This window comes from Vreelandella populi, assembly GCF_003989825.1.
GTDB classification, from domain to species: Bacteria; Pseudomonadota; Gammaproteobacteria; order Pseudomonadales; family Halomonadaceae; genus Vreelandella; species Vreelandella populi.
The window spans coordinates 506,557-528,609 of sequence record NZ_RZHE01000006.1; the positions used below are offsets into that span (position 1 = coordinate 506,557).

Sequence of the window (22,053 nt, forward strand, 5' to 3'; positions counted from 1 at the left end):
TAATCACTGAGCCTATGAAATCAACTTATCCGACTCTATCTCATTGATTCACTGCTAGGCAAAGAAAATCTAGGCGATCTATAGAAATTTGTTTTCCACATGTTTTGCTACTGCCACTTCTGAAATCATGCCAACACTACACAAATTACCTCCTCACCTAACCATTGCTGCTTTAACCCCCGCTGCTTTTCCAACAACAGCGTTAAGTAGTCACGCAATGGATGGGCTGGCGATAGCGCGGCGAGATGCTTACGAAGCCTACGCTGATAAGAAAACTGCTCAGCAGGCACATGCAATGGCGTGGCGTTTTGGATGAGCCATTCGATAGAGGGCAGAAGCAAGTGAGTAGCGTTACTGTCGAGCGCTAGCGTGACGCCTTTTACATCGAAATCACCAGCGTAAATATGCGGCCGATGCGTTTTCCGCCACGCCTCGGCCAGTAACGCAAAGCCGCCGCCGTAGTAGCTATCGCCTCGGTAGACGACTAGCGGGTTAACGTAACTGCTTAGCGCTGGTAGTTCTGGTGAAAACTCATAGAAGCTATCCAGGTTTTCGACCTGAATCATGGCGCTGAATGCGCTCAGCTTTAGTGTGTGTACATCCACATCGTGAATAGCGCGTGGCTCGATGGCAAGCCCGGCTATTGGCTGTGGGGAAAAGCTTACGAGTACTCGCCGGGCGCGGGGGCGTTCGCGGTTGGCTTTATTCTCTTCTACACCCTCTTTGGCTTGGGCGCTGCTGGTCAGGCCGCTGAGTGAGCGGCCTAGCGGCGCTATGCGGGCGCTGTCTAATACATTGTTAATCTGCGCGAGCAGCGCGGAATCAAAACGCAGCGTTTTGCTGTTTATTCGCGTAGCCAGGTCAATATCGTGCTGGTGGCACCAGGCCACCAGGTCGTCTACCCACTGGCGGCGCGGTTTTTCCACCGCAGGCTGGCGGAGAAGTTCGCGGGCTACACCATTCAACCCATTACGCGCGCGGCTGGGTAGGTTCATACGGCCAGCTGTAGTTCAACGTCGTGGATAAGGCGCAGGTGATTGAAGGCACTCGCCTGGCTCTCCTGCTGTTTAAGGCGAAACGCGCGCTGGTCGTTGCGCGGCAGGCCTTGGTACTCGGCAATCACCTGAAACAGCCAGATTTCATCCGGCCACTCCAGCGGGCTTTCATGCAGGTATTCAAGGGCGCTGACTGGCTCCGCTTGGGGCTGATCAATCACGCTTAAATAAAAGTGTTCAACATCCTGCTTGAGTGCCTGTTGGCGGGCGGCGGCCAGGCTGTTTTCCTGAGCCTGGGCGGGTGCGGCGGCTTCCACCGTTTGCGTGGTGTGGCGCGGCTGGGGAAGTTGGTGCAGCAAGTCGGCGAGTACCTGGCACTCCAGGTTGCGATCCAGCGCCGGGGCGGCCGCTGCGCTTAGCGGGGCGGCCTGGTTGATCAGCGCGGGTACCTCGCTGCGTCGGGCGTAATTGCCGGGTACAAAGCCTGGGTGTTCGCGCATAAACGCGGCCATGCCGCTGATCAGGCGGCTGCGCGCCTGCTGCTTGCGAAAGCGCGCCATCAGCTCAATCAAACGCCGCTGCACTTCACGCAGGCCGGTATAGTGGTGACTTAACTGCTGCTGTAATTGGCTGATCAACAGCTTACGCAGGCTGCCGTCACTGCCTACCAGCTCTATCAACTCGTCAAAGTTAATCAAAGCAAGGCCATCCAGCAGCCTTGCGATCTGTTTCTGGGCGCGGTCGTTTTCACGAATTTTATCGTTGAGCTGGCTGACGAAACCAAAATCGCTATTCAGCCGCTGCCATAAGCTGTCGATGGCATCGGCAAAGCGCCCGTTCAGGTCGTCGACTTCCTGGCGCAGGCGCATTAGCTGCTGCTCCAGCCGCCAGTGCTCACCACGGCTGCGCGCCTCGCGGTAGCTGTGTACCAGGGCACGAATCAGCTCCAGGGTCTCCGCGACATCGGCATTCACATGGCGGCGGGTTTCATCGGCGAGCATTTCCGCGATCAGTTCGCGCACCTTGGGCGAAAGCTTCACGCCGCTCTGCTCATCCGGGCGCCATAGAATACGCGCCGCCAGCATCTTGCGCAGCGCGCTGTCGCTGAGTGATTCCAGCGGCACTTCATCGCGGGTGTAGGCCTGCATCAGCGCCTCAGAATGCTTACCCAACAGCGCCAGCCGTTCGCCGCCGGTTTTCAGCAGGCGGCTTTCTAACTCACTCAAAGCAGCGCCTCCTGCTTGCCCTCTTCACCTTCGGCATCAATCGGCAGGTTTTCTTCATCGCGAATAAAGCGCACCAGATCCACCAGGTAATCGATTTTGCCGGTGACCACAAATACCTGCCGCTCTGAATGCGGCTGAAGCAGGTAGCCGTGCTCTTTCAGGCGTTTGAAGACCTGCTTTACCTGGGCATCCAACTGGTCACTTTGCGAGCCAAAAAAGCTGTCGGTGGCCAGGCGTTCCAGGCGCTCGCGCAGGCTTTGGTTGTCTTCACACTTGGCGCTGAACTCGGCGGGTTTGAGTACATCGCCGGGGGCCGCCAGGGTATCGCGGCCCAGCGCTTCTTGAACCAGCTGTAGCCACTCCAGCAGCGGCAGCAGGCTATTGAGCGTATCGCCGAGCTGGCGCGAGAGTTGATCCCGGGCGCTGTCATTGAGCTGACGCCAGGCCAGAAAATACACGCTGCCCTCTTCGTTGCTTGCCAGGCGGCGGTTAAGTGGCCGCAGGTAGGTATCGATCTCCTCGCGGGTTTCTGCGTTGCTCAAGTGGCGATAGCCGCTTTCATCGCTGACCGGGCAGACAAATTCCCCGGCGAGTAAACGCTCAAGCAGTGGGCCATGTTCGATCATACCGTCACCTCCTGCTGACGTTCCTGGAGCCGCTCGGCCAAGCGGCTCAGGCGCGGTTCAATACGTTTTAATACCCGCTTGTTGGGGTTGGCATCAGCGCGATCAATCAGGTAGCGATTGGCGAACAGCAGCAACACGTCGGATTCGGGATTGGGGAACGCGCCGACGATATGAATACGGTTGCTGTCGCAGGCATCGAAGAGTTTTTCGACGTTGTGGTAGGCCAGCGTGCCGATCTCATCGATGGGCCAGTGGATGGCGATGTCCGCATCGCCGCGCAGCAGGCGGGTAAACGCGAGCAGGAATTTGCATAGAATCAGGTACGCCATGCCGTGGCTTGACGACTCCAGCAGCTGGCGGTCGTTTTTGATCACCAAGTCCGTGCCGCCTTCGTTCAGGTGCAGCTCCAGGCGCAGCAGGCTTTCAAAGCTGTACTGCTGGTCGCTGCGCAGTAAATCGACCACGTCCGCCAGGGTGTTCAAGTAGTCGTCACTGGGCAGCGTCTGGCCGGATTCACGCCACTCTTTATAGCGCTGAGCGAACAGCTTCAGGGGCTCCCAGAAACCCAGTTCATCGATGGTGGACTGAATACGCACTTCGGCCTTGGTGATGCCTTCCAGGCGCAGGTCGTCGGCGACTTCTTCAGAAAGCCGGCGGCTCTGGGCGCTGATGCGTCGGTTCAAATCGCGGAATACGGTAAAGAACTTATCCAGGTCGTCGCTCAGGTTGCGGCCTTCCTGAATCAACTGCTGCTGTTGATCTTCAAGCAGTTTGAGCATGTCGCGCAATAGCGGCAGCTGTAGGCGCGGGTTGTCGCTTTGCAGCTTGCTGCGCTCGCTCTCCAGCGCTTCGGCAAAGCCGCTGCTAGCGTCTTTGATCAGTTGGCTTTCGACTTCAAGGCAGCCACGGCGCAGCTGTTCGATCAACTGGTGGCGATTGCCCAACGCCTGGCGGGCGCGCTCAATGCGCTCATCCACATCACCCAGCGGCGCAGCCGGGGTCTGGCCGTCAGGCTCAAGAGCCAGACCTTCCAACTGAGTCAGCAGTGGCTTTAAGGCTTCCAGGCTGGCGTACTCGCTTTCCCGCTTCGTTTTAAGTCCACTCACCGTGCTTTGGTGGGTTTTGCGCGCCGCCTGAAAATCGTTTTTCAAACGCTCTTTATCACGCTGAAGCTGTTGCTCGGCTTGCTCCAACTCGGCTTCCTGGGTGACCAGCTGCGGCTTGTTCTGCCCCCACTCCACGCGCATAAAGCGGGTGTATTCGGTGAGCTCATCCTGACGATTGGCGGTGGCGCGGATGCGTTCCTCCTGGCTCGCCAGGCGCGCCTTGGTATCTTTTAGCTTGGCGGGGTCAACACCCTGCTCGGCCAGTTCCTGGCTGAAGGCTTCTTCCAGCTCCGCCCGCTGGCGCTGGTGTTCGGTGTTGGCATCGCTCAGCTGCTGCTTGTACTGGCGCAGCTGGGCATCCAGGCTATCCAACTGGCTTTGGCCGTCGGCTTTTAATTCCAGCAGTTGGCTTTGATGGGTTTCACCCAGCGCTGTTAGAGCTTGCTGTTTCTCTTCACGCAGCTCAGCTTGTGCCTGCTCCTGGCGGGCTAACGCGTCTTGATGCGCGGCGCGGCGCTCCTGTTGATGCTTGGTGTGGCGCTCTTGCTGCTGGCGGCGCGCTTCAAGGGCAAACTCAACTTCCAGCTCGGCACGCTTATTAGCCATACGGCCCTGGTCTTGAGCTTCATCGGCCTGCTGAACGCGCTCGTTATGCTGTTTAAGCGCTTTCTCGGCCGCTTGGCACTCTGCCTGCACGCGCCGTTTGGCGCTATCCGCTTCTTCAATGGCGGCAAGCAACGTAGCTTCGTCTTGAGCGTAATCAGGCAAGGCAATGGCCGAGAGATCCAGCGCCAGCCCAAACAGATCGTCGCTGCCGCCGTCGGCTAATCGAGGTGCTAAATCGCGTCGCTCCAACAGCTCTGGAGCAATTACTTTGCCTAATTGCTGCTCCCAGCCGGGGCGGTGGTAGCGCAGAAAATGGCGCAGGCTGCCCTGTTCGGGGTCACGCTGCTGATAAAGCGCGTAGCTGCGCTGCTCGGCGCGCTCAAGCTGCTGGCGAAGCTGAACCAGCTGCTGCTCGGCGTCGTCCCGGGCGCGGCGGCAGCTTTCAAACTCGCGGCGCAGGCCGTCTAGCGTGGCGGCCGATGCGCTGCGCTCCTGCTGGGCTTGGTCCAGGCGCGCTTGGGCAAGCTCCGCCTCGTTGGCTTCTTCGGCGGTTTGTGTTGAAAGCGAGAGCTGGGCTTTTAGCTCGGCCAGCTGCTCAACGCCCAGCTCAAGCTGGGCTTGATACTCACCGTCCAGGCGCTGGCGCTCCTGCTGGTAGCGCTCATTGAGCTGCTGCTCGGCTTCCCATTGCTGTTCGCGGCGCAGGGCTTTTTCTTCCACCAGGGCGTCGATCAGCTCCTGGGCTTCACCCGTCTGGCGGGCCAGCGCCTCTGAAAGTTCGCGCAGGCGCCCATCAAGCCGCGCCTGGCTCTCTTTTACCGCATCCTGCATCACGTTCAGGTGGGCACGCAGCTGATCGCGCTGTTCACGCCACTGGGGCAGCGCATTGATATCGCGCTCCAGGGCGGGCATATCCGCCTCAAAATAGCGCTCGTACTGGGTTTGCAGATCATTAAGGTGGCGCTGGGTCTGCTGTAAATCGCTAACCACTTCGCTATGGCGGTCGTTAAGCTCATCCCGCGCTTGGGCGTAGTCGCTTTCCCGCTGCTGGAAATCGCGCTGATGGCGGGCAAGCTCGGCGTCTACATCAGCCATGCGCCGCTCAGCCTGCTGGCGATCATCTTCAAGCTGAGGCTTAAGCTGCCAGAGGGTGGCATCCAAATGGGCAAGCTCACGGTCAATCCCGGCAAGCCGGGCAAGCGACGCCTGTAGGGGTTCCAGGCGCATGGATTGGCGCATCTGGGCAATCCACTCACGCGCCTTGGTGTTGCGAATTCGCGTCACCGGCAGCTCAACGCCATCCTCTTCAAAAATCGCTGCCAGCATGGTTTTAAGGGTATCCATCTTGCCCTCTTTCGCATGCACCGCTGACACCAGCTTTTCGATATGGCGAATGCGCCGCTCGGGTTTGACCAGGCTGAACTGAGCGGCGATCTGGCGCAGCTTGAGTCCGTCACGGCTATTGCCGTGCAGCTGGGTAAAGTCGTTCTGGATCACCGAGCGAAATTCAGAGGTAGCACCGAGCTTGGGCGATACCGGCGTGCCGCTTCGGCGCAGGCCACTCGCCCACTGGGTGTAGTCGAGTGCGGCCACGCCTTGTTCGCTTTCGACCAGATAATCTTCAGGCTGATAAGGGGCGCCGACAAAGCGATACTCCACCCCACCCTCTTGCTTACGAGTCAGCACCGCCTGGCAGATATTGCCCGCTTCGCGGCGGTATTCGTACACCAGGTAGCTGTTGCGATGCGGCAGGTAGAACGCATCGAACTTCATGCGGGTTTTGGGCACTACCTTATTGGGCAGCTCGCCGTAAAACACCGGCACTAAGCGCTGAAGCGTGGTTTTTCCCGAAGCGTTGGTGCCGCAAATATTGGTGTGGCCGTCCACACTGAGTTCAACCACGCCTTCAAGGTGGCCGTGAATCATCACGATGCGTAGCAGGTGGGCCATGCCGTGTCCTTTCGTTTGCTAAGCGGATCGTTATGCTGATCGCCAAAAGTGACTATCTTGCCAGACACAGACCAAAGCGGCATCCGTTTAGTCCACAACAACAATAGACACCAAGTAACTTACTGAATACCCTTCACTCATCCATGATACTAAGTTTATTTTGGCCAACCTACCAAGATAAGAAACTATGGATACAGGCCGCGTGTAGCTTAAGTGACTTTAAAAAAAGATGCCCAAATATAGCACTTAGTGCTATATATTATTAATAAGCGCAAAGGCGCAAAATGCGAATATTTAAAAACAAAGTGTTCAGTAAATGGGCAGCAAAGGAAGGGGTAGATGATGCTGCTTTGCTAGCCGCAGTTGAGGAAATAGAGCGCGGTCTGATTGATGCCGACTTGGGTGGTCATGTGGTGAAAAAGCGCGTGGCGATCGGCGGTCGAGGTAAGAGCGGCGGGGTCAGAACCCTGTTGGCTTACAAAATCGCTAATAAGGCATTCTTTGTTTATGGTTTTGCCAAAAATGCTCGCGCCAATATCAGCGCTGATGAACTAAAAGCATTGAAGCATTTGGCAAAAGAGCTGCTGAGTTACAGTGATAGAGCATTAGCCGAAGCTATTAAGCATGGCGCGTTGATTGAGATGGAAAACAACGATGGATAAATCAATTTTAGATATGGTGCATGAAACAGCTCAAGACCTGCATGCGGCGGGTGTGATGAAAGAAACCACACTGCGTGAGTTCGATGCGCTTTGTCTACCGCCAGTAAAAGAATACACAGCGATACAGATCAAGCGAATCCGCACCAAGAATCACGCCAGCCAAGGCGTGTTCGCGGCGTACCTGAATACTAGCGTATCCACGGTCCAGAAATGGGAGCAAGGCCAGAAGAAACCCAATGGCCCTTCGCTAAAGCTGCTGAATCTGGTGGCGGAAAAAGGCTTGGAAATACTGGCTTAAACATGGGTACTTTCTACTTCTCCCAGCAATCCCTTAAAGAAACTCATCGCATTAGCCTCTAGTCCCTCCAGGTAGTAGCCGCCCTCCTGTACTACCAGCGTGGGTAGATTCAAACCCGCCATTCGGTGGCCAAGCTCTGCAAACCCTGGGGTGGAGACGGCTACTTTGGCCTGTGGATCAAGCTCGTAAATATCAAACCCCAGCGCCAATACGATTGCGTCAGGCTCGAATAGGCGAATGGCTTGGCAGGCCTCATCCAAACGCTCGAAAAATACTGATTCCTTTGATCCATGGGGCATCGGCAAGTTGAGGTTATAGCCCAGCCCGACACCCTCGCCGCGTTCGTTTTCAAAGCCGGTGACTGCCGGGTAAAAGTTGGTGGTATCGCCGTGGATCGAGATATACATCACGTCGTCGCGCTGGTAGAAAATCTCCTGAATCCCCTGTCCATGGTGCATATCAGGGTCGAGCACGACAATACGCGGAAAACGCGAGGTAAGATGCTGAGCCGCAATGGCTGCATTGTTGAGGAAGCAAAAGCCACCCGCCGAGTCGATGCCCGCGTGGTGGCCAGGCGGGCGCGATAACGCATAGGCAAACCGCTCGCCCGCTAATAACGCCTCGGCACCGGCGACCGCGCTCTGAGCGGACCAGTAGGCGGATTGCCAGGTATAGCGGCCCACCGGCGCGCTGCCGTCTGCCAAGTAGCGTGCGGCTTCCGCCAAAATCCCCTGCAGGGCGTTAGGCGAGCGTACGAAGATGTTAGAGATCACCTCCTCGCCCCAGTCTTCTCCCAGAGCGTGCCAGCGGGAATAGGCGCTCTCCAGGAAGCGAAGATAAGCCAACGAGTGCACGGCTCTCAGCGGCGCCACGCCATAATCCACCGGTGGCTGCATATCAAACCCCAGCCGCTTGGCCGCCGCCAGCAGGTGCATGGTGCGCTCAGGCACCTCCTGAGGCGTACGCATTTTCCCTCGTGAGAAGTAGGTCTGCGGATGATGAAGTGCTTGTTCGCCGTGGTAAAACGTCTTCATCGTTGACTCTCCTGGCTCCCCAGCTCTCCTGGCTCTCCGACACCGCGCACAACGAACTTCCGTGCTACACCGATATGGTAATCAATCGCCTCCCGGCAGACAGCAGAGCTGCCGCTTGCCAGCGCTTCAAGCAGTTTGAAATGGCTGGTGGCAATAGTGTCCGGTGCGTCATGGGTCTTGGTAATCAGGGCAATACATAGGCGCAGCTCGTGGGTTAGCCCATCAAATGCCTTTAGCAGGCGTTCGTTGCCCGCGTAGTGCAGCATTAAGCGATGAAACTGAAGATCTTCCTCGATTCGGCGCGTCTCATCATTGCCAAGGGCGGCTTCACACAATACTTCTACCTGCTGTTCCAAGGCGCGCTGGGCTTCAACACTATAGCGCTCGGCTAGCCGATCAATAGCGTGACGTTCAAGGCACAGGCGCAGATCGAAGACATCTTCAAATTCAACGGCGTTCAACGCCCTGACAAAGAAACCGCGGCGTGGTTTGGAGATCAAAAGCCCCCGACTTTCAAGCAGCCTGGCCGCTTCACGCACCGGGGCGCGGCTCACTCCTAAATCTTTGGAAAGCTGTACTTCCGAAAGGCGTTCACCAGGCAAAAAGTGTTGCTGAATAATCGCTTGGGTCAAATAGTCAGCAACTTGCTCAACCAGATTTTGATGTTGAATAAAGGCCTTGGGAGCCATGGTTGATAAGGCCATTGACGTTACTCATTAAAATTATTGCGTATTTCAGTATGACGCAAAAAAGCGCTCTGTCGATGAACGACTGCCGACTGTCGACAGTTTTACAAACCGGTGCTATGGTCAAAAAAGCCCCCAATAACCAACATAACCGGGCTTTTAAGTACCACGCCTCGCTCGCCTAACGACAACGTAAATTTAATTACGTGCTAATAAATAACCGAGGAGCAGGAACAATGAAACACCCTTTGGCTTTGGCAATTTCCGCTGCAGCACTCGCTTTTACGACCACCGCACTAGCCGACGCCCCTCAACAGGGCGGCACCGTTAATACCATCGTTCAGCCAGAGCCGCCTGGCTTGGTACTGGGCATGATCCAAAACGCCCCCACCCGGGTCGTGGCTGGTAATATTTATGAAGGCCTTTTGCGCTACACCACCGACTTGGAACCTATTCCCCAATTGGCTGAGTCCTGGGATGTCAGCGATGATGGCCGCACTTATACGTTCCACCTGCGCGAAAATGTTACGTGGCATGACGGAGAGCCGTTCACTGCTGATGACGTCGTATTCTCTGCCGATGTTTTCCACCGCGAACTAAACCCCAGTGCGCGGGCTGTTTTGCAGCATGTGGAAAGCATTGAAGCCACCGATGAGCATACGGTGGTGTTCACTTTGATCGAGCCTTTCGGCCCGTTCCTGCTCTCTTTTGAAGCGGGCACCTTCACCATGGTGCCGGAGCACCTTTACGCAGGCACCGATTTTCGCAACAACGAACATAACGACCACCCCATCGGTACTGGCCCCTTTAAGTTTGCCAACTGGGAGCGCGGTACCGTGATTGAGCTGGTCAAAAACGATGACTATTACGAGGAAGGCCTGCCTTATCTTGATGGCGTCAACTGGCACATTATTCCCGACGGTGGTTCGCGTGCCGTGGCCTTTGAAAACGGCACGATTGATGTACTGCCCAGCGGCACCGTTGAAAACTTCGATATTCCGCGCTTATCCGAGATGGATAACGTCTGTGTGACTGAAGAGGGCCATGAGTACTTCAGCCCCTACTCCATGCTCTGGATGAACAACCGCGAAGGCCCCACGGCCGATAAACGCTTCCGCCAGGCGGTGATGTACGCCATGGACCGGGAGTTTGCCCGGAATGTTCTGTGGAATGGTTTAGGCAAAGTGCCTCTCTCGGCTTTCGGCTCCAATGCTCGTTTCCAGGATGACTCGCTGGAACCTTACGACTATAACCCTGAGCGCGCCCGTGAGCTGCTGGAGGAAATGGGTTACGACGGCGAAGAAGTTACTATCCTGCCGCTGCCCTACGGAGAAACCTGGACCCGCTGGGCCGAGGCCGTGCAACAGAACCTACGTGAAGTAGGTATCAACGTTCGCACGCAAGCCACTGACGTTGGCGGTTGGAATCAGCGCCTGGGCGACTGGGATTACGACCTCGCCTTTACCTACCTATACCAGTACGGCGACCCAGCGCTGGGGATTTCACGCACTTACCTTTCCGACAACATCGCTAAAGGGTCGCCCTGGAATAACGTGGAAGGGTATGAAAACGCGCGTGTTGATGAGCTTTTCAACGAAGCTGCTACCGCCTATCCAGATGAAGAGCGAGAAGCGCTCTATAAAGAAGTGCAAGAGATACTGCATGAAGATGTGCCCGTTGGCTGGCTGATGGAACTGGGCTTTCCGACCCTCTACCGCTGCGATGTGAAAGACCTCGTCAACTCTAGCGTAGGGCTGAACGAAGGCTTCAGGGATGCCTGGCTAGACCGCTAAGCCAAGCCCGTCCAGGTAGCGCAAGCTATCTGGGCGCTCTATTGCTGTCAGGGAAATACTCATGCTTTATGCCCGCTTAATTATCATGCGGCTTTTCAAAGCCGTGATAGTGCTGTTCTTAATCGTTATTCTTAACTTCCTGCTCATCCAGCTGGCCCCTGGCGACCCCGCTGCCATTCTGGCCGGTGAAGCGGGTGCTGCCGACCAGGAATTTCTCAACCAGCTGCGCGAGCGCTTCGGGCTCGACCAGCCCATGTATGTTCAGCTGTGGCGCTATGTCTCGGGTATCGCGATGCTCGATTTCGGCTACTCGTACCGGCTTGGCGTCCCGGTATTTGACCTGATTATGGCGCGGCTACCTGCGACGTTGCTGCTCACCGGCACGGCTTTTCTGATCTCGCTGGTATTGGGCATTATCGCGGGCTCGATGGCCGCAGCACGGGTTAAAAAGCCCTCCGGCTCGATTATTATGGCGCTGGCACTAGTGTTCTATGCCACACCGCTGTTCTGGGTCGCTTTGATGTCGGTGTTGGTGTTTTCCGTCTATCTAGACTGGCTACCGGCCTACGGCTTTTATACGGTTGGCGCTGGCTACACCGGTTTTGCCCTGGTGCTGGATGTCGCAAAACATCTGATACTCCCCGCCACGACCCTCGCGCTGTTCTTTATGGCGATCTATACCCGGATGACCCGTACCTCCATGCTGGACGCCGCTCAGCAGGACTACGTTAAAACCGCCCGAGCGAAGGGCTTAAAACCTGGGATTATCCAACGTCGCCACGTGCTGCGTAACGCACTACTTCCCATTATTACTCTGGCAGGCTTACAGGCAGGACAAATGGTGGGCGGTGCTATTCTGACGGAAACCGTATTTGCCTGGCCGGGCATCGGTCGGCTGATGTTCGAGGCGCTTCAACAGCGCGATTACAACCTGCTGCTAGGCATTTTCTTCTTCTCTGCCGCCCTGGTCATCGTCTTCAACATTATTACCGACCTGGTGTACCGCTTGGCTGATCCGCGTATCAAGGGGGCCTCATGAGCTTTTTCGCACGTTTTGCGCAGAACCGTGGCGCCCTGGTGGGGCTGATTATCCTGCTGATGATTATCGCTATGGCGATTCTTGCCCCGCTGCTATTTCCTGAATCTCCCTGGCGCATGGTGCAACGCCCCTTTCTGCCGCCCTTATCTCAGGATGGTTTTCCGCTAGGTACCGATACCATGGGCCGCAATGTGGCCGCAGGCCTGATGCATGGCGCCTGGGTGTCGCTGCTGATTGGCCTGGTATCTACCAGCGTGGCGCTATTGATTGGCGTACCGCTAGGCGCTATTGCCGGGTATTACGGTGGATTGATTGACGACATCCTGATGCGCTTCACCGAGTTCTTTCAGACCATTCCCAACTTTGCCCTGGCCATTGTGCTGGTCGCCATCATGCAGCCCAGCGTTACTTCCATTGTGTTGGCCATCGCCCTGGTGAGCTGGCCCCCCGTGGCTCGTCTGGTGCGCGCTGAATTTATGTCACTGCGCAACCGCGAGTATGTGGAGGCTGCCCGCTTAGTGGGGCAAACCAACACCACTATTATATTGCGCCAAATCCTGCCCAATACGCTTTCCCCGATTATTGTGCTGGCATCTCTGATGGTAGCAACCGCCATTTTGCTGGAATCTTCTCTGTCGTTTCTCGGCCTGGGCGACCCTAACGTGATGTCCTGGGGCTATATGATTGGTGCAGCCCGCACCGTGATTCGTCAGGCGTGGTGGCTAAGCTTCTTCCCCGGTGTGGCCATTCTGCTGACCGTACTGGCGCTTAACCTAGTGGGCGAAGGCTTGGATGATGCCCTGAACCCCAAACTTTCCCGCGAGCGCTAGGAGCTTTTTATGTCTGATATAGCGACAGAGACCGTACTGAGTATCCGTCAGCTTAGCGTGGCGCTACCCAAGGGCGCCGACCGGGCTCTCGCGGTTGAAGACGTCAGTTACGACGTTAAGCGCGGCGAAATCATGTGTGTGGTAGGTGAGTCTGGTTCAGGCAAATCCATGGCTGCCAATACGGTCATGGGGCTGCTGCCCAAGGGCGTTCGGCCCGTTCAGGGTGAGGTTATATTCGAGGGGCAAAACCTCATCACCTTGACCGAAAAGCAACATAGGGCGCTGCGCGGTCTCAAGATCGGCATGATTTTTCAGGAGCCGATGACAGCACTCAACCCGCTGATGCGCGTCGGGGCGCAAATTGCCGAGGTGTTTGAGGCCCACGGCAAGCTTACACCCAAACAGCGTCAAGCCCGTGCTCTGGAGCTTTTAATTGAGGTGGGAATTCCTCAGCCGGAAAAGGCGATCAGCGCCTACCCTTTTGAGCTTTCCGGCGGGCAGCGTCAGCGGGTGGTTATTGCCATGGCGCTGGCGTTAGAGCCGGTGCTATTGATTGCCGATGAGCCAACCACGGCGCTGGATGTCACCACCCAGGCGCAGATTCTTGAGCTGATTCGCGACCTGCAACGTCGCCGAGGCATGGCAGTGATGTTTATCACCCACGATTTTGGCGTGGTGGCCGAGATAGCCAACCGTGTTTGCGTGATGCGCCACGGCCAGATTGTCGAAATCGGTGAAGCCAGCGAGGTGCTTGGTAACCCTCAGAACGAGTACACCCAAGCGCTAATTGCCGCTATTCCCAGCAATGCCGTGCCGCCCCACCGAGAGGCGAACACCACCACACCGCTGCTCGACATCAAACGGCTTAATAAGGTCTTTCGCTCCCGCGGGGGCTGGTTTAAACCGTCTCGCGAAGTGCGCGCGCTGGATGATGTTTCACTCACTCTAGCCCGGGGTGAAACAGTAGGCATTGTGGGGGGATCCGGTTCGGGCAAGTCAACGCTCGGGCGCTGCGTGGTGCGCCTGGAACACCCGGATGACGGCGAGCTACTGTTGGATGGTGTTAACCTTTCACAGCTTAAAGGCGATGCACTGCGTCGTGAACGTCATCGAGTGCAGATGATTTTTCAGGACCCTTACGCCTCGCTCAACCCGCGCACTCGAGTGGGCATGGCAATTGCTCAGGGGCCGATCGCCAACGGTACGCCTAAAGCGCAGGCACTTAAGCAGGCTGGCGAACTGCTCGATATGGTTGGGCTTGGCGCCAGCTCGGTGGAGCGCTACCCCCACGAATTTTCCGGTGGCCAGCGCCAGCGGATTGGCATTGCACGGGCCTTGGCACTCAACCCAGAGCTGATCGTGGCCGATGAAGCCGTCTCCGCGCTGGACGTATCGATTCAGGCGCAGGTGCTGGAACTGCTTGAAGAACTCAAACAGCGTCTGTCGCTATCGCTTTTGTTTATCACCCACGATTTACGGGTCGCTGCGCAAATTTGTGATCGTATTGTGGTGATGCAGCATGGGCGAATTGTGGAGCAGGGAAGCGCCGAGCAGATATTTTTACATCCTCGCGAGGCCTATACTCGCTCGCTGCTGGAGGCGATTCCCGGCCGCAGCGCATCGGTTGCCGCGACCGCGTAGCGAAAGACCCATTAATTTCTAAGGATAATCAGTGCAAATAAGTCTAGAAACACTGCGCAACATCGTGGGCGCTGCCCATGTTATCACCGGCGATGATGTGAATAGTCGTCAGGAAGACTGGATGACCGGTGCGCTTTGCCACGCCGGTGCCATTGTACGCCCCGCCGATACCGACCAGCTGGCGGCCGTTATGCGCGCCTGCTTTGAACTCAAGCAACCTATCGTCACTCACGGCGGGCTTACCGGCTTGGTGCACGGCGCTGAAACCAGCCCCGATGAACTGGTGATCTCTCTTGAACGCATGACCGCCATTGAGGAGATAGACCGAGTCGGCGGCACGCTGACGGTACAAGCAGGCACCCCACTGCAACGGGTACAGGAGGCGGCCAGCGAGGCAGGCCTGCAGTTCCCGTTGGACCTTGGCGCGCGGGGCAGCTGTACCATCGGCGGCAATATTGCCACCAACGCCGGCGGTGTTCGGGTTATTCGCTACGGAATGATGCGCCAACAGGTTTTGGGTCTTGAAGCCGTGATGGCCGATGGCCGCGTGGTTAGCTCCATGAATCGCATGCTGAAAAACAACGCTGGGTTTGACCTAAAGCAGCTGTTTATCGGCAGCGAAGGCACCCTGGGCATTGTGACCCGCGCCGTGCTGCGTTTGCAGCCGCCTATGCCCATTGAGCAGACAGCGCTGGTCGCCTGCCCGTCGTTTGATGCACTTACCGAACTACTCGGCCATATGGGTAAAACGCTGGGCGGCAGCCTCGGTGCCTTTGAAGTCATGTGGCAGAACCACTACCGCCTGCTCACCGAGACGACGGGACGCCACACCCCGCCGATTCCTACTGACCACCCTTTTTACGTGATCATCGAAGGGTTAGGCAGTGATGAAGCCCGCCTTGAAGCACAGTTTAGTGAAGCGCTGGAGCAGGCGCTGGAACGTGAACTGATCGTCGATGCCGTGATTGCCCAATCGGCCACACAACGCGCTGGTCTTTGGGCTATCCGTGAGGATATTGAAGGACTGGTCAAAGGGCTAGCGCCGGTGCTGACCTTCGATGTCAGCCTGCCGATTATCGATATGCAGCGCTACACCGATACGCTGGAAGCACAGTTGTTGCAGCGCTGGCCTGACGGCCGCCTGGTCGTGTTTGGCCATTTGGGCGATGGTAATCTGCATATCTCCATCAGCGTCGGCAGTCATGACCCTGACGTGCGCCGTGCCGTCGAAGCGCTGGTTTATGAACCGCTTCAGGCCTTGGGAGGGTCTGTTTCGGCAGAGCACGGTATCGGGCTTGAAAAGCGCGCCTGGCTAAGCACCTGTCGGACCAGCGCTGAAATTGAGCTAATGCAGACGCTCAAACAGGCACTTGACCCCCACTGCCTGCTGAATCGCGGTAAAGTCTTGGCTTAATCATTAGTACTGTTTTTAGGATATCGACATGCCTCGCTACCCAGACCACCTGACCGGCGAAGGCCCGGTTAACCCCTTTCCGGGTATTAAAGTGCTTGAGCGCCGCCTTGGCCGAGAGATCCCACATCAGCTGGGTTCAAACGAAGGCCTGGATATGCCCCATCGGGCGCTGCGCGAGCACTTTGGTGATGCCCTAGCTAAACACGTGTACGGCTACGGCGATGCCGAAGCCTTGGGCGTACGCCAGCGGCTGAGCGCTCAGCAGGGCATTCTTCTTGATCATATGCTGGTGGATGCTGGCGCTGACAGCCTGATTGCATTGGCCGTGCGAACTACCTGTGAGCCCGGCGCCACGGTCGTGTGTACGGCGGGCACTTACCCCACTTTTGGCTATTTTGCCAAGGGGCAAGGCTGCCGGCTGATTGAACCTAGCTACCATGAAGCGCCGGGCGTGTTAGCGCCTGACCTGGAAGCGCTGGCCACAGCAGCGCATCAAGAAAACGCGCGTCTTGTCTATCTTGCCAACCCGGATAACCCCAGCGGCCATCTGCATAGCGATAGCGCGATTCTCAAGCTGCGTGAGGCGCTGCCGGACACCTGCTGGCTATTGCTGGATGAGGCGTATGGGGATTTTCGTGATGACGCGGGAAGCGAGTTTGCGGCCAAAGCGCTGCCCGGCGTGATTCGCCTGCGCACACTCTCCAAGGCCCACGGCTTAGCGGGGCTGCGCATTGGCTACGCAATTGCCGAACCGGCTGTGCTTGCCATGATGATGAAGGTGCGCATTCACTATGCAGTGTCGACACTGACGCTGGCCGCGGCGGAAGTAGTGCTTGACCACCCTGACGAAGTGAATCAGCACGTCGCTGATGTAAAAGCGCGCCGCGAGCAGTTGGCCGAGCACTTTCGCGCCTTGGGGGCCGATGTGTTACCCAGTGCCACCAACTTTATCGGCATCCGCCTACCCAGCGCTGACATTGCAGCGACGGTGCATCAGCAGCTGCTCGCAGAAGGCGTGCTGGTTGCACGGCTGGCGCATCCTGAACTTGCCAACGTGATACGTATTACCGCCGTGGCGGATGCTTTGGCGCCTGGGCGGCTAGCGATTATTGAACAGGCCATTAAAGCGCACGTCTGAACCGCTTAGGCTTGCCTAGAACCCCGGCTTAAGCCGGGGTCAACCAATGCCTAAAATCATCCAACTCGCCGCGTACCGCCTGTTGGTATAAGCACTGCAACTGGGCCGTCACGCTGTCTGGGCTAATCGGTTCGCTGGTAGGCGGCGCGCCCGCGCGGGTGCCTATATGGCGCCCATCCAACTCGCGCAGCGGGAGAATTTCCGCAGCGGTGCCGGTTAAAAAAGCCTCATCGGCGGTATACAGCTCATCGCGGGTAATTCTGCGCTCGCGCACTTCAATGCCCAGCACCTGTTGCGCTAACTGAATCACGCTATCCCGGGTAATGCCCTGCAGGCACGAGGTCACCTCGGGCGTGTGCAACACGCCGTCGCGCAGCAGAAAGACATTAGCCGCCGAGGCTTCGGCCACGTAGCCTTCCGGGTCAAGCATGATGGTTTCATCAAAACCGGCTTTCACGGCGGTATTGAGCGCCAGCATCGAGTTGACGTAGTGGCCGCTGGTCTTGGCGCGGCACAGGCTGATATTGACATGATGGCGCGCCCAGGAAGACGTTAGCGCGCGCAGCCCGTGGGTGGCAGCCTGGGGTGAGATATACGGACCCAAGTCCCAAGCGGCCACCATCACATGGGTCGTTAGCCCTTGGGCGCGTAGCCCCAAACCTTCTGCCCCTAAAAACACGGTGGGTTTTAAGTAGGCATTGCTCAAGTCGTTTTTATTCAGGCACTCGCGTTGGGCAGTGATTAACTCAGCTTCACTAAAGGGCAGCGGGACATCCAGCGCATGGGCACTTTCCGCCAGGCGGCGCGTGTGCTCTGCCACGCGAAACAGGTGTGTGCCAGCCGCTCCAGCGTAGGCCCGTACGCCCTCAAAACAGCCCATGCCGTAATGCAGGGTATGGGTAAACAGATGCACCTTGGCCTCACGCCATTCGCGCCATTCACCGTCCTGCCAAATCCAGCCGTCGCGATCATAAAGCGGTGTCATGCATGCTCTCCCATTGTTGGCGCCAGCCATCGATCAAAACCTGTTGGTGCGGCTGTAAGGTCTGATAGCCCCAGGCGGCGATTTCATCATTCTGCGGGTCAGGTACGGCAATCGCGCTGCCCGCCAAGGTTTGGATGACGGCGTGGCCACATAACGGAACGTAGCCTTCTGAATAGCCGCCTTCATGCACAAAGACGAGTTTTCCTTTGCAGCAACGCTCAGCCAGTGCTTTAAGCTGGCCCGTCATGCGGGCGAATGCGCCGCTGTTGAGGAGCATTTTGCCCAGCGGATCTTTGGCGCAGGCGTCATAGCCACAGGCCACTACGATCAAATCCGGCGCGAAAGCTTCAAGCGCTGGCAAAATAAGTCTTTCCATCGCGTATTCATAAGCCCCTAGGCCACAGCCGGGAGGCAGTGGCAGGTTAAGGTTGGCACCTAAACCGGCCCCCTCGCCCTGCTCCGCAAAGTGCCCTGTTTCCAGCGGGTAATTGGCCGCTTGGTGCACCGAGACAGTCAACACGTCAGGCTCGGCGTAAAACGCTGCCTGCTGGCCATTGCCGTGATGAACATCCCAATCGAGAATTGCCACCCGCTTCGTCTGGCCCAAGGCGCGTGCGCGCATGACGGCTACAGGGATATTTCCTAACAGGCAGAACCCCCGACCCTGATCCGCTTCCGCGTGATGACCCGGCGGGCGACACAGAGCATAAGCATTGCTGACCTGACCCAGCGCCACGGCTTCTACCGCGGCGATAGCCAGCCCAGCCGAATGGCGGGCAGCAGCCCAGCTGCCCGGCATAAACGGTGCGCAGTCGCCGCCGTTACCGCCCTGCGCCTGATCGCCTGCCTGCAACGCCTCTAAATAGCGCGGGGTGTGACAGCGTAGCAAGTCTTCCAAGCTGGCCGCTGGCGGCTTGACCACGCGGAGTTCGTCTATCAAACCGCTAACCTCAAGAATATTTTTAAGGCGCCGTTTGCTCTCGGGGCTTTCCGAGGCGGCTTGAGGCTGCAAAAACTCGCCGGGGGCAGAAAACACCCCAATCGCGCCCTGATCGTGCCAAAAACAGCGCTCGTGCCAGTAAAAACCGGTCGTGCTCATGACGCAAAGCCCTGCATAAAGGCAGCCAAGTTGGCGCTGAGATGCTCGGTCGGATAGCCACCTTCCTGGATAATCACCGTGGGCAGCGCCAGCGCCACCAAGCGCTTGCCTACGTCGATAAATGCCTGGGCCTCGACATTCAACCCCGCTAGCGGGTCGTCCTTATGGGCATCCAGACCTAGCGCGACGACCACGGCTTCGGGTTCATAGCGCTGCAGGTGATCAATCAAGACCGCCAGTGCGTCTAAATACACCTCGCCATTGCTACCAACTGGCAGGGGCAAGTTAACGTTGGTATCCAGGCCTTCACCACAGCCCTCTTCATCGGCACCACCCCAGAAAAACGGGTAGAAGTCGCTGGGGTCGGCGTGTAGCGAACCGGTCCAGACATCGCTTCTTGAGTAAAAGATATCCTGGGTGCCGTTTCCGTGGTGGAGATCTACATCAATGATGGCCACTTTGGCATAGCGCTCGCGCAGTACGGTGGCGGCAAGCCCTGCATTGTTTAGCAGGCAAAAACCGCCGGCGCGCTCCGGCCCCGCATGATGGCCCGGCGGTCGACACAGCGCATACGCGCTGGGTGCGCCGTTCAGCACCTCTTCTGCCGCGGCTTCAGCGGTGGCCGCCGAGGCCAACGCACCACGAAAGCTGGTTGCGCTCAATGGGCAGGCCATATCGTGCAGATGCCACCCGGCTTGGCCAATCGGGTGGCGTGGGTAGTGATGGCCACCACCGCAAGGATGAATATTGGGGGCGACGAACTCAGCAGCATTGGGGAGTTCCTGCCAGCGCTTGTAGATAGTCTCGAGAAAATGCAGATAGCGCGGCGTATGAATCTGTTCCAAGCGCTTGCGCAGCGTGGGTGAATCGGCCTCTTTAGGTTCGCTCAGCGTATGTCCTACGCTTGCCAAGCCCTGGGTAAGCAGCTCAGCACGTACCGGGCCCTCCGGTGAAGGCGCAGGCTGGCCGCGTAGCAGAAAAGTCGGCGGTGCATGGTAGGCCTGATCGGGGTGATAAAAACATTTCATAATGCGTTCGCAATCCTTGGCAGCCCGTTAGAGTAAAGAAGGAATCCAGGTAGATAGCGCTGGGAAAGCGGCAAGCAGCACGATCACCACAATAAACGACACGTAAAACGGCAGCGACGCCACAATGGCCCGCTCATAAGGTACTTCGGCTATTCGCGCGGCGGTCATCAGGGTCATGCCTACCGGCGGCGTCACGTTGGAGATATTGAGTACCACGATCATTAGGATCGCGAAATGCAAGGGGTCAAACCCCAGTTGTATCATGGCAGGTACTAACACCGGGGCAATCACTACCAGCGCGGGCAGCACATCCATTACCGTGCCAATCAACAAGAGTAGCAGGCAGACCAGCATCAGCTGCACAAAGGCCACATCGCTAAAGGTGGTAATCATGCTGGCCGCGTCTCTGGCAATCCCTGAGCGGGTGACGAACCAGCCCAGCACTGCCGAGGTCGCGAGTAGAAAAAACACCACGCCGGAGAAGCGCACCGTGGTCACCAGGGCGTCCCATATCTTGCGCCAAGTAAGATTGCGGTAGAACACCACGCCAATCACGATGGCATACACCGCCGCAAAGCCGGATGCCTCGGTAATTGTGGTTAGGCCCGAAAGAATGCCGCCAAGAATAATCAACGGCACCACCATCGCCGGTAGCGCGACCAGCAGCGCAACTATCGCCGCTTTAAAAGGGGTGGGTGCCTGTTTAGGGTAACCACGTTTCCAGGCCAGGAAAAAGCTCACCCCAAGCAGTGCCAACGCCATCAGCAGGCCGGGAATAATGCCGCCCGCAAACAGATCGATCACCGATATATCGCGCAGCAGCGTGGCGTAAACCACCATCACTACACTAGGAGGAATAATCGGCCCAATAATCGATGAGCAGGCGGTAACCGCCGCGGCATACTCGGCGTCGTAGCCTTGCCTCTTCATCTCGGGGATCATAATTTTGCCGATGGCAACGGTATCGGTCACTGCGGCGCCCGTCAGGCCTGCAAAAAACACCGAGACTGAAATATTGACGTGGGAAAGCGATCCACGCACCCGGCCAAACAGCGCATTGTTAAACGCGATCAGCTTATGGGTTAGCCCGCCTTGATTCATCAGTTCAGCGGTAAAGATAAAGTAGGGCACGGCAATGAGCAGAAAGCCGGAAACGCCGGAAAACATACGGTCAGCAATTATCCCCAGCATGCGCTCGCCACCCAGCGCAAAGCCACCCGCCAAGCCCGACATCGCCATGACCACCGCCACCGGCGCACCAATAAACAACAGTAGTCCGAATACTAAAATCGCAGGCGTCATGGTCGGCGCTCCCCGTCATTGGCTTCAATGAGCTCATCAATCATGTCGCGCTCATCTAAAAAGTGCTCTAACAAGGCAAAGCCATGCACCAAGTGCAAAAGCATAAGGACGCCACTGATAGGCACCACCACAGCGGTGAACTTACTGGGAATGCGAATTTGATCGGAGACCATGTACACCTGAGTCGCATTAGTGAAATAACCCCAGCCATACCAAATCAACATCAGCGCAAACAGGCCAATCACTGCCAGGCAGAGACCCGCTGCTATTTGCACCATTATTCTGGGCAGGCTGCGTACCAGCAGGGTCATGGCCACGTGTTCGCCATAGCGCAGCGAAATGGTCATGGAGAGAAAGCCTATCCACGGCAAAAACAGCCGCGCCAGCGAGTAGGTCCAACTCAGCGTGCTGCCGGTGAATAGCTTATAAAGAAACGCGGTAAAAGAGATGCCCAGCATGGCTAAAATGCAGCCAACGCATAGCACAATCGCCACCTGGTTAACGCTATCGCTCAGGCGGCGTAACGGGTGTAAAACGCCCATGATGATTCCTCACGCTGGAGCAAACCGACTGCCCCAGCGTTTATCCGTCACGA

Annotated in this window: 19 protein-coding genes; 8 read left to right on the plus strand and 11 right to left on the minus strand. The window is 57.3% G+C overall.

Going from position 1 to position 22,053, the window contains the following annotated elements:
- Positions 1-125: 125 nt before the first annotated feature.
- The 4 genes from ELY25_RS07325 to ELY25_RS07340 are packed head-to-tail and all read right to left on the minus strand — an operon-like array spanning position 126 to position 6,509.
- Complete coding sequence (locus ELY25_RS07325; RefSeq protein ID WP_126950613.1) at positions 126-995, minus strand: DUF7281 domain-containing protein; 870 nt, start codon at positions 993-995, stop codon at positions 126-128.
- Entirely contained in the window at positions 992-2,221 is a 1,230-nt protein-coding gene (locus tag ELY25_RS07330) for a hypothetical protein (RefSeq protein WP_126950614.1), read from the minus strand. Before ELY25_RS07330 ends, ELY25_RS07325 begins: the two co-directional genes overlap by 4 nt.
- Positions 2,218-2,847: a hypothetical protein gene (locus ELY25_RS07335; RefSeq protein ID WP_126950615.1), complete on the minus strand. Its 630-nt coding sequence runs from the start codon at positions 2,845-2,847 to the stop codon at positions 2,218-2,220. Before ELY25_RS07335 ends, ELY25_RS07330 begins: the two co-directional genes overlap by 4 nt.
- Positions 2,844-6,509 carry an ATP-binding protein gene (locus ELY25_RS07340; RefSeq protein WP_126950616.1) on the minus strand — a complete coding sequence of 1,222 codons (3,666 nt, stop codon included), beginning with the start codon at positions 6,507-6,509 and terminating at the stop codon, positions 2,844-2,846. Before ELY25_RS07340 ends, ELY25_RS07335 begins: the two co-directional genes overlap by 4 nt.
- Positions 6,510-6,793: 284 nt before the next feature.
- On the opposite strand from ELY25_RS07340, the gene ELY25_RS07345 reads away from it, so the two are divergent.
- Together ELY25_RS07345 and ELY25_RS07350 are read left to right on the plus strand one after the other, a co-directional pair.
- Entirely contained in the window at positions 6,794-7,171 is a 378-nt protein-coding gene (locus tag ELY25_RS07345) for a type II toxin-antitoxin system RelE/ParE family toxin (RefSeq protein WP_126950617.1), read from the plus strand.
- Positions 7,164-7,469, plus strand: coding sequence for a helix-turn-helix domain-containing protein (locus tag ELY25_RS07350; RefSeq protein WP_022520049.1), 306 nt, complete (start codon positions 7,164-7,166; stop codon positions 7,467-7,469). The genes ELY25_RS07345 and ELY25_RS07350 overlap by 8 nt, the downstream gene beginning before the upstream one ends.
- Here the strand turns inward: ELY25_RS07350 and ELY25_RS07355 are convergent.
- Together ELY25_RS07355 and ELY25_RS07360 are read right to left on the minus strand one after the other, a co-directional pair.
- Positions 7,466-8,503 (minus strand): histone deacetylase family protein, encoded by a 1,038-nt coding sequence (locus tag ELY25_RS07355; RefSeq protein ID WP_126950618.1) that lies wholly within the window; start codon positions 8,501-8,503, stop codon positions 7,466-7,468. The genes ELY25_RS07350 and ELY25_RS07355 overlap by 4 nt on opposite strands.
- A complete protein-coding gene (locus ELY25_RS07360) occupies positions 8,500-9,207 on the minus strand; it encodes a GntR family transcriptional regulator (RefSeq protein ID WP_126950619.1) in 708 nt (235 codons plus the stop codon). The genes ELY25_RS07355 and ELY25_RS07360 overlap by 4 nt, the downstream gene beginning before the upstream one ends.
- A 218-nt stretch (positions 9,208-9,425) precedes the next feature.
- Here ELY25_RS07360 and ELY25_RS07365 point away from each other — a divergent pair, with 218 nt between their 5' ends.
- The 6 genes from ELY25_RS07365 to ELY25_RS07390 all read left to right on the plus strand — a co-directional run bounded on the left by ELY25_RS07365 (position 9,426) and on the right by ELY25_RS07390 (position 17,044).
- Complete coding sequence (locus tag ELY25_RS07365) at positions 9,426-10,982, plus strand: ABC transporter substrate-binding protein (RefSeq protein WP_126950620.1); 1,557 nt, start codon at positions 9,426-9,428, stop codon at positions 10,980-10,982.
- Positions 10,983-11,043: 61 nt separating this feature from the next.
- Complete coding sequence (locus tag ELY25_RS07370) at positions 11,044-12,021, plus strand: ABC transporter permease (protein WP_126950621.1); 978 nt, start codon at positions 11,044-11,046, stop codon at positions 12,019-12,021.
- Complete coding sequence (locus ELY25_RS07375; RefSeq protein ID WP_126950622.1) at positions 12,018-12,851, plus strand: ABC transporter permease; 834 nt, start codon at positions 12,018-12,020, stop codon at positions 12,849-12,851. Before ELY25_RS07370 ends, ELY25_RS07375 begins: the two co-directional genes overlap by 4 nt.
- A 9-nt stretch (positions 12,852-12,860) precedes the next feature.
- Positions 12,861-14,492, plus strand: coding sequence for a dipeptide ABC transporter ATP-binding protein (locus tag ELY25_RS07380; protein WP_126950623.1), 1,632 nt, complete (start codon positions 12,861-12,863; stop codon positions 14,490-14,492).
- Positions 14,493-14,523: 31 nt separating this feature from the next.
- Positions 14,524-15,906, plus strand: a complete 1,383-nt coding sequence (locus ELY25_RS07385) for an FAD-binding oxidoreductase (protein WP_126950624.1) — start codon at positions 14,524-14,526, stop codon at positions 15,904-15,906.
- A 28-nt stretch (positions 15,907-15,934) separates the two neighbouring features.
- Positions 15,935-17,044 carry a pyridoxal phosphate-dependent aminotransferase gene (locus ELY25_RS07390; protein ID WP_126950625.1) on the plus strand — a complete coding sequence of 370 codons (1,110 nt, stop codon included), beginning with the start codon at positions 15,935-15,937 and terminating at the stop codon, positions 17,042-17,044.
- A gap of 28 nt (positions 17,045-17,072) precedes the next feature.
- On the opposite strand, the gene ELY25_RS07395 is transcribed toward ELY25_RS07390, so the two are convergent.
- Genes ELY25_RS07395 through ELY25_RS07415 form a run of 5 tightly spaced genes read right to left on the minus strand, consistent with a single transcriptional unit; the run spans position 17,073 to position 22,000 of the window.
- Entirely contained in the window at positions 17,073-18,029 is a 957-nt protein-coding gene (locus ELY25_RS07395; RefSeq protein ID WP_126950626.1) for a branched-chain amino acid transaminase, read from the minus strand.
- Positions 18,013-19,128, minus strand: coding sequence for a class II histone deacetylase (locus tag ELY25_RS07400; RefSeq protein WP_126950627.1), 1,116 nt, complete (start codon positions 19,126-19,128; stop codon positions 18,013-18,015). The genes ELY25_RS07395 and ELY25_RS07400 overlap by 17 nt, the downstream gene beginning before the upstream one ends.
- Positions 19,125-20,156 carry a histone deacetylase family protein gene (locus ELY25_RS07405; protein ID WP_126950628.1) on the minus strand — a complete coding sequence of 344 codons (1,032 nt, stop codon included), beginning with the start codon at positions 20,154-20,156 and terminating at the stop codon, positions 19,125-19,127. Before ELY25_RS07405 ends, ELY25_RS07400 begins: the two co-directional genes overlap by 4 nt.
- A gap of 27 nt (positions 20,157-20,183) precedes the next feature.
- Positions 20,184-21,458 carry a TRAP transporter large permease gene (locus ELY25_RS07410; protein ID WP_126950629.1) on the minus strand — a complete coding sequence of 425 codons (1,275 nt, stop codon included), beginning with the start codon at positions 21,456-21,458 and terminating at the stop codon, positions 20,184-20,186.
- Positions 21,455-22,000 carry a TRAP transporter small permease gene (locus ELY25_RS07415; RefSeq protein WP_126950630.1) on the minus strand — a complete coding sequence of 182 codons (546 nt, stop codon included), beginning with the start codon at positions 21,998-22,000 and terminating at the stop codon, positions 21,455-21,457. Before ELY25_RS07415 ends, ELY25_RS07410 begins: the two co-directional genes overlap by 4 nt.
- Positions 22,001-22,053 lie beyond the last annotated feature (53 nt).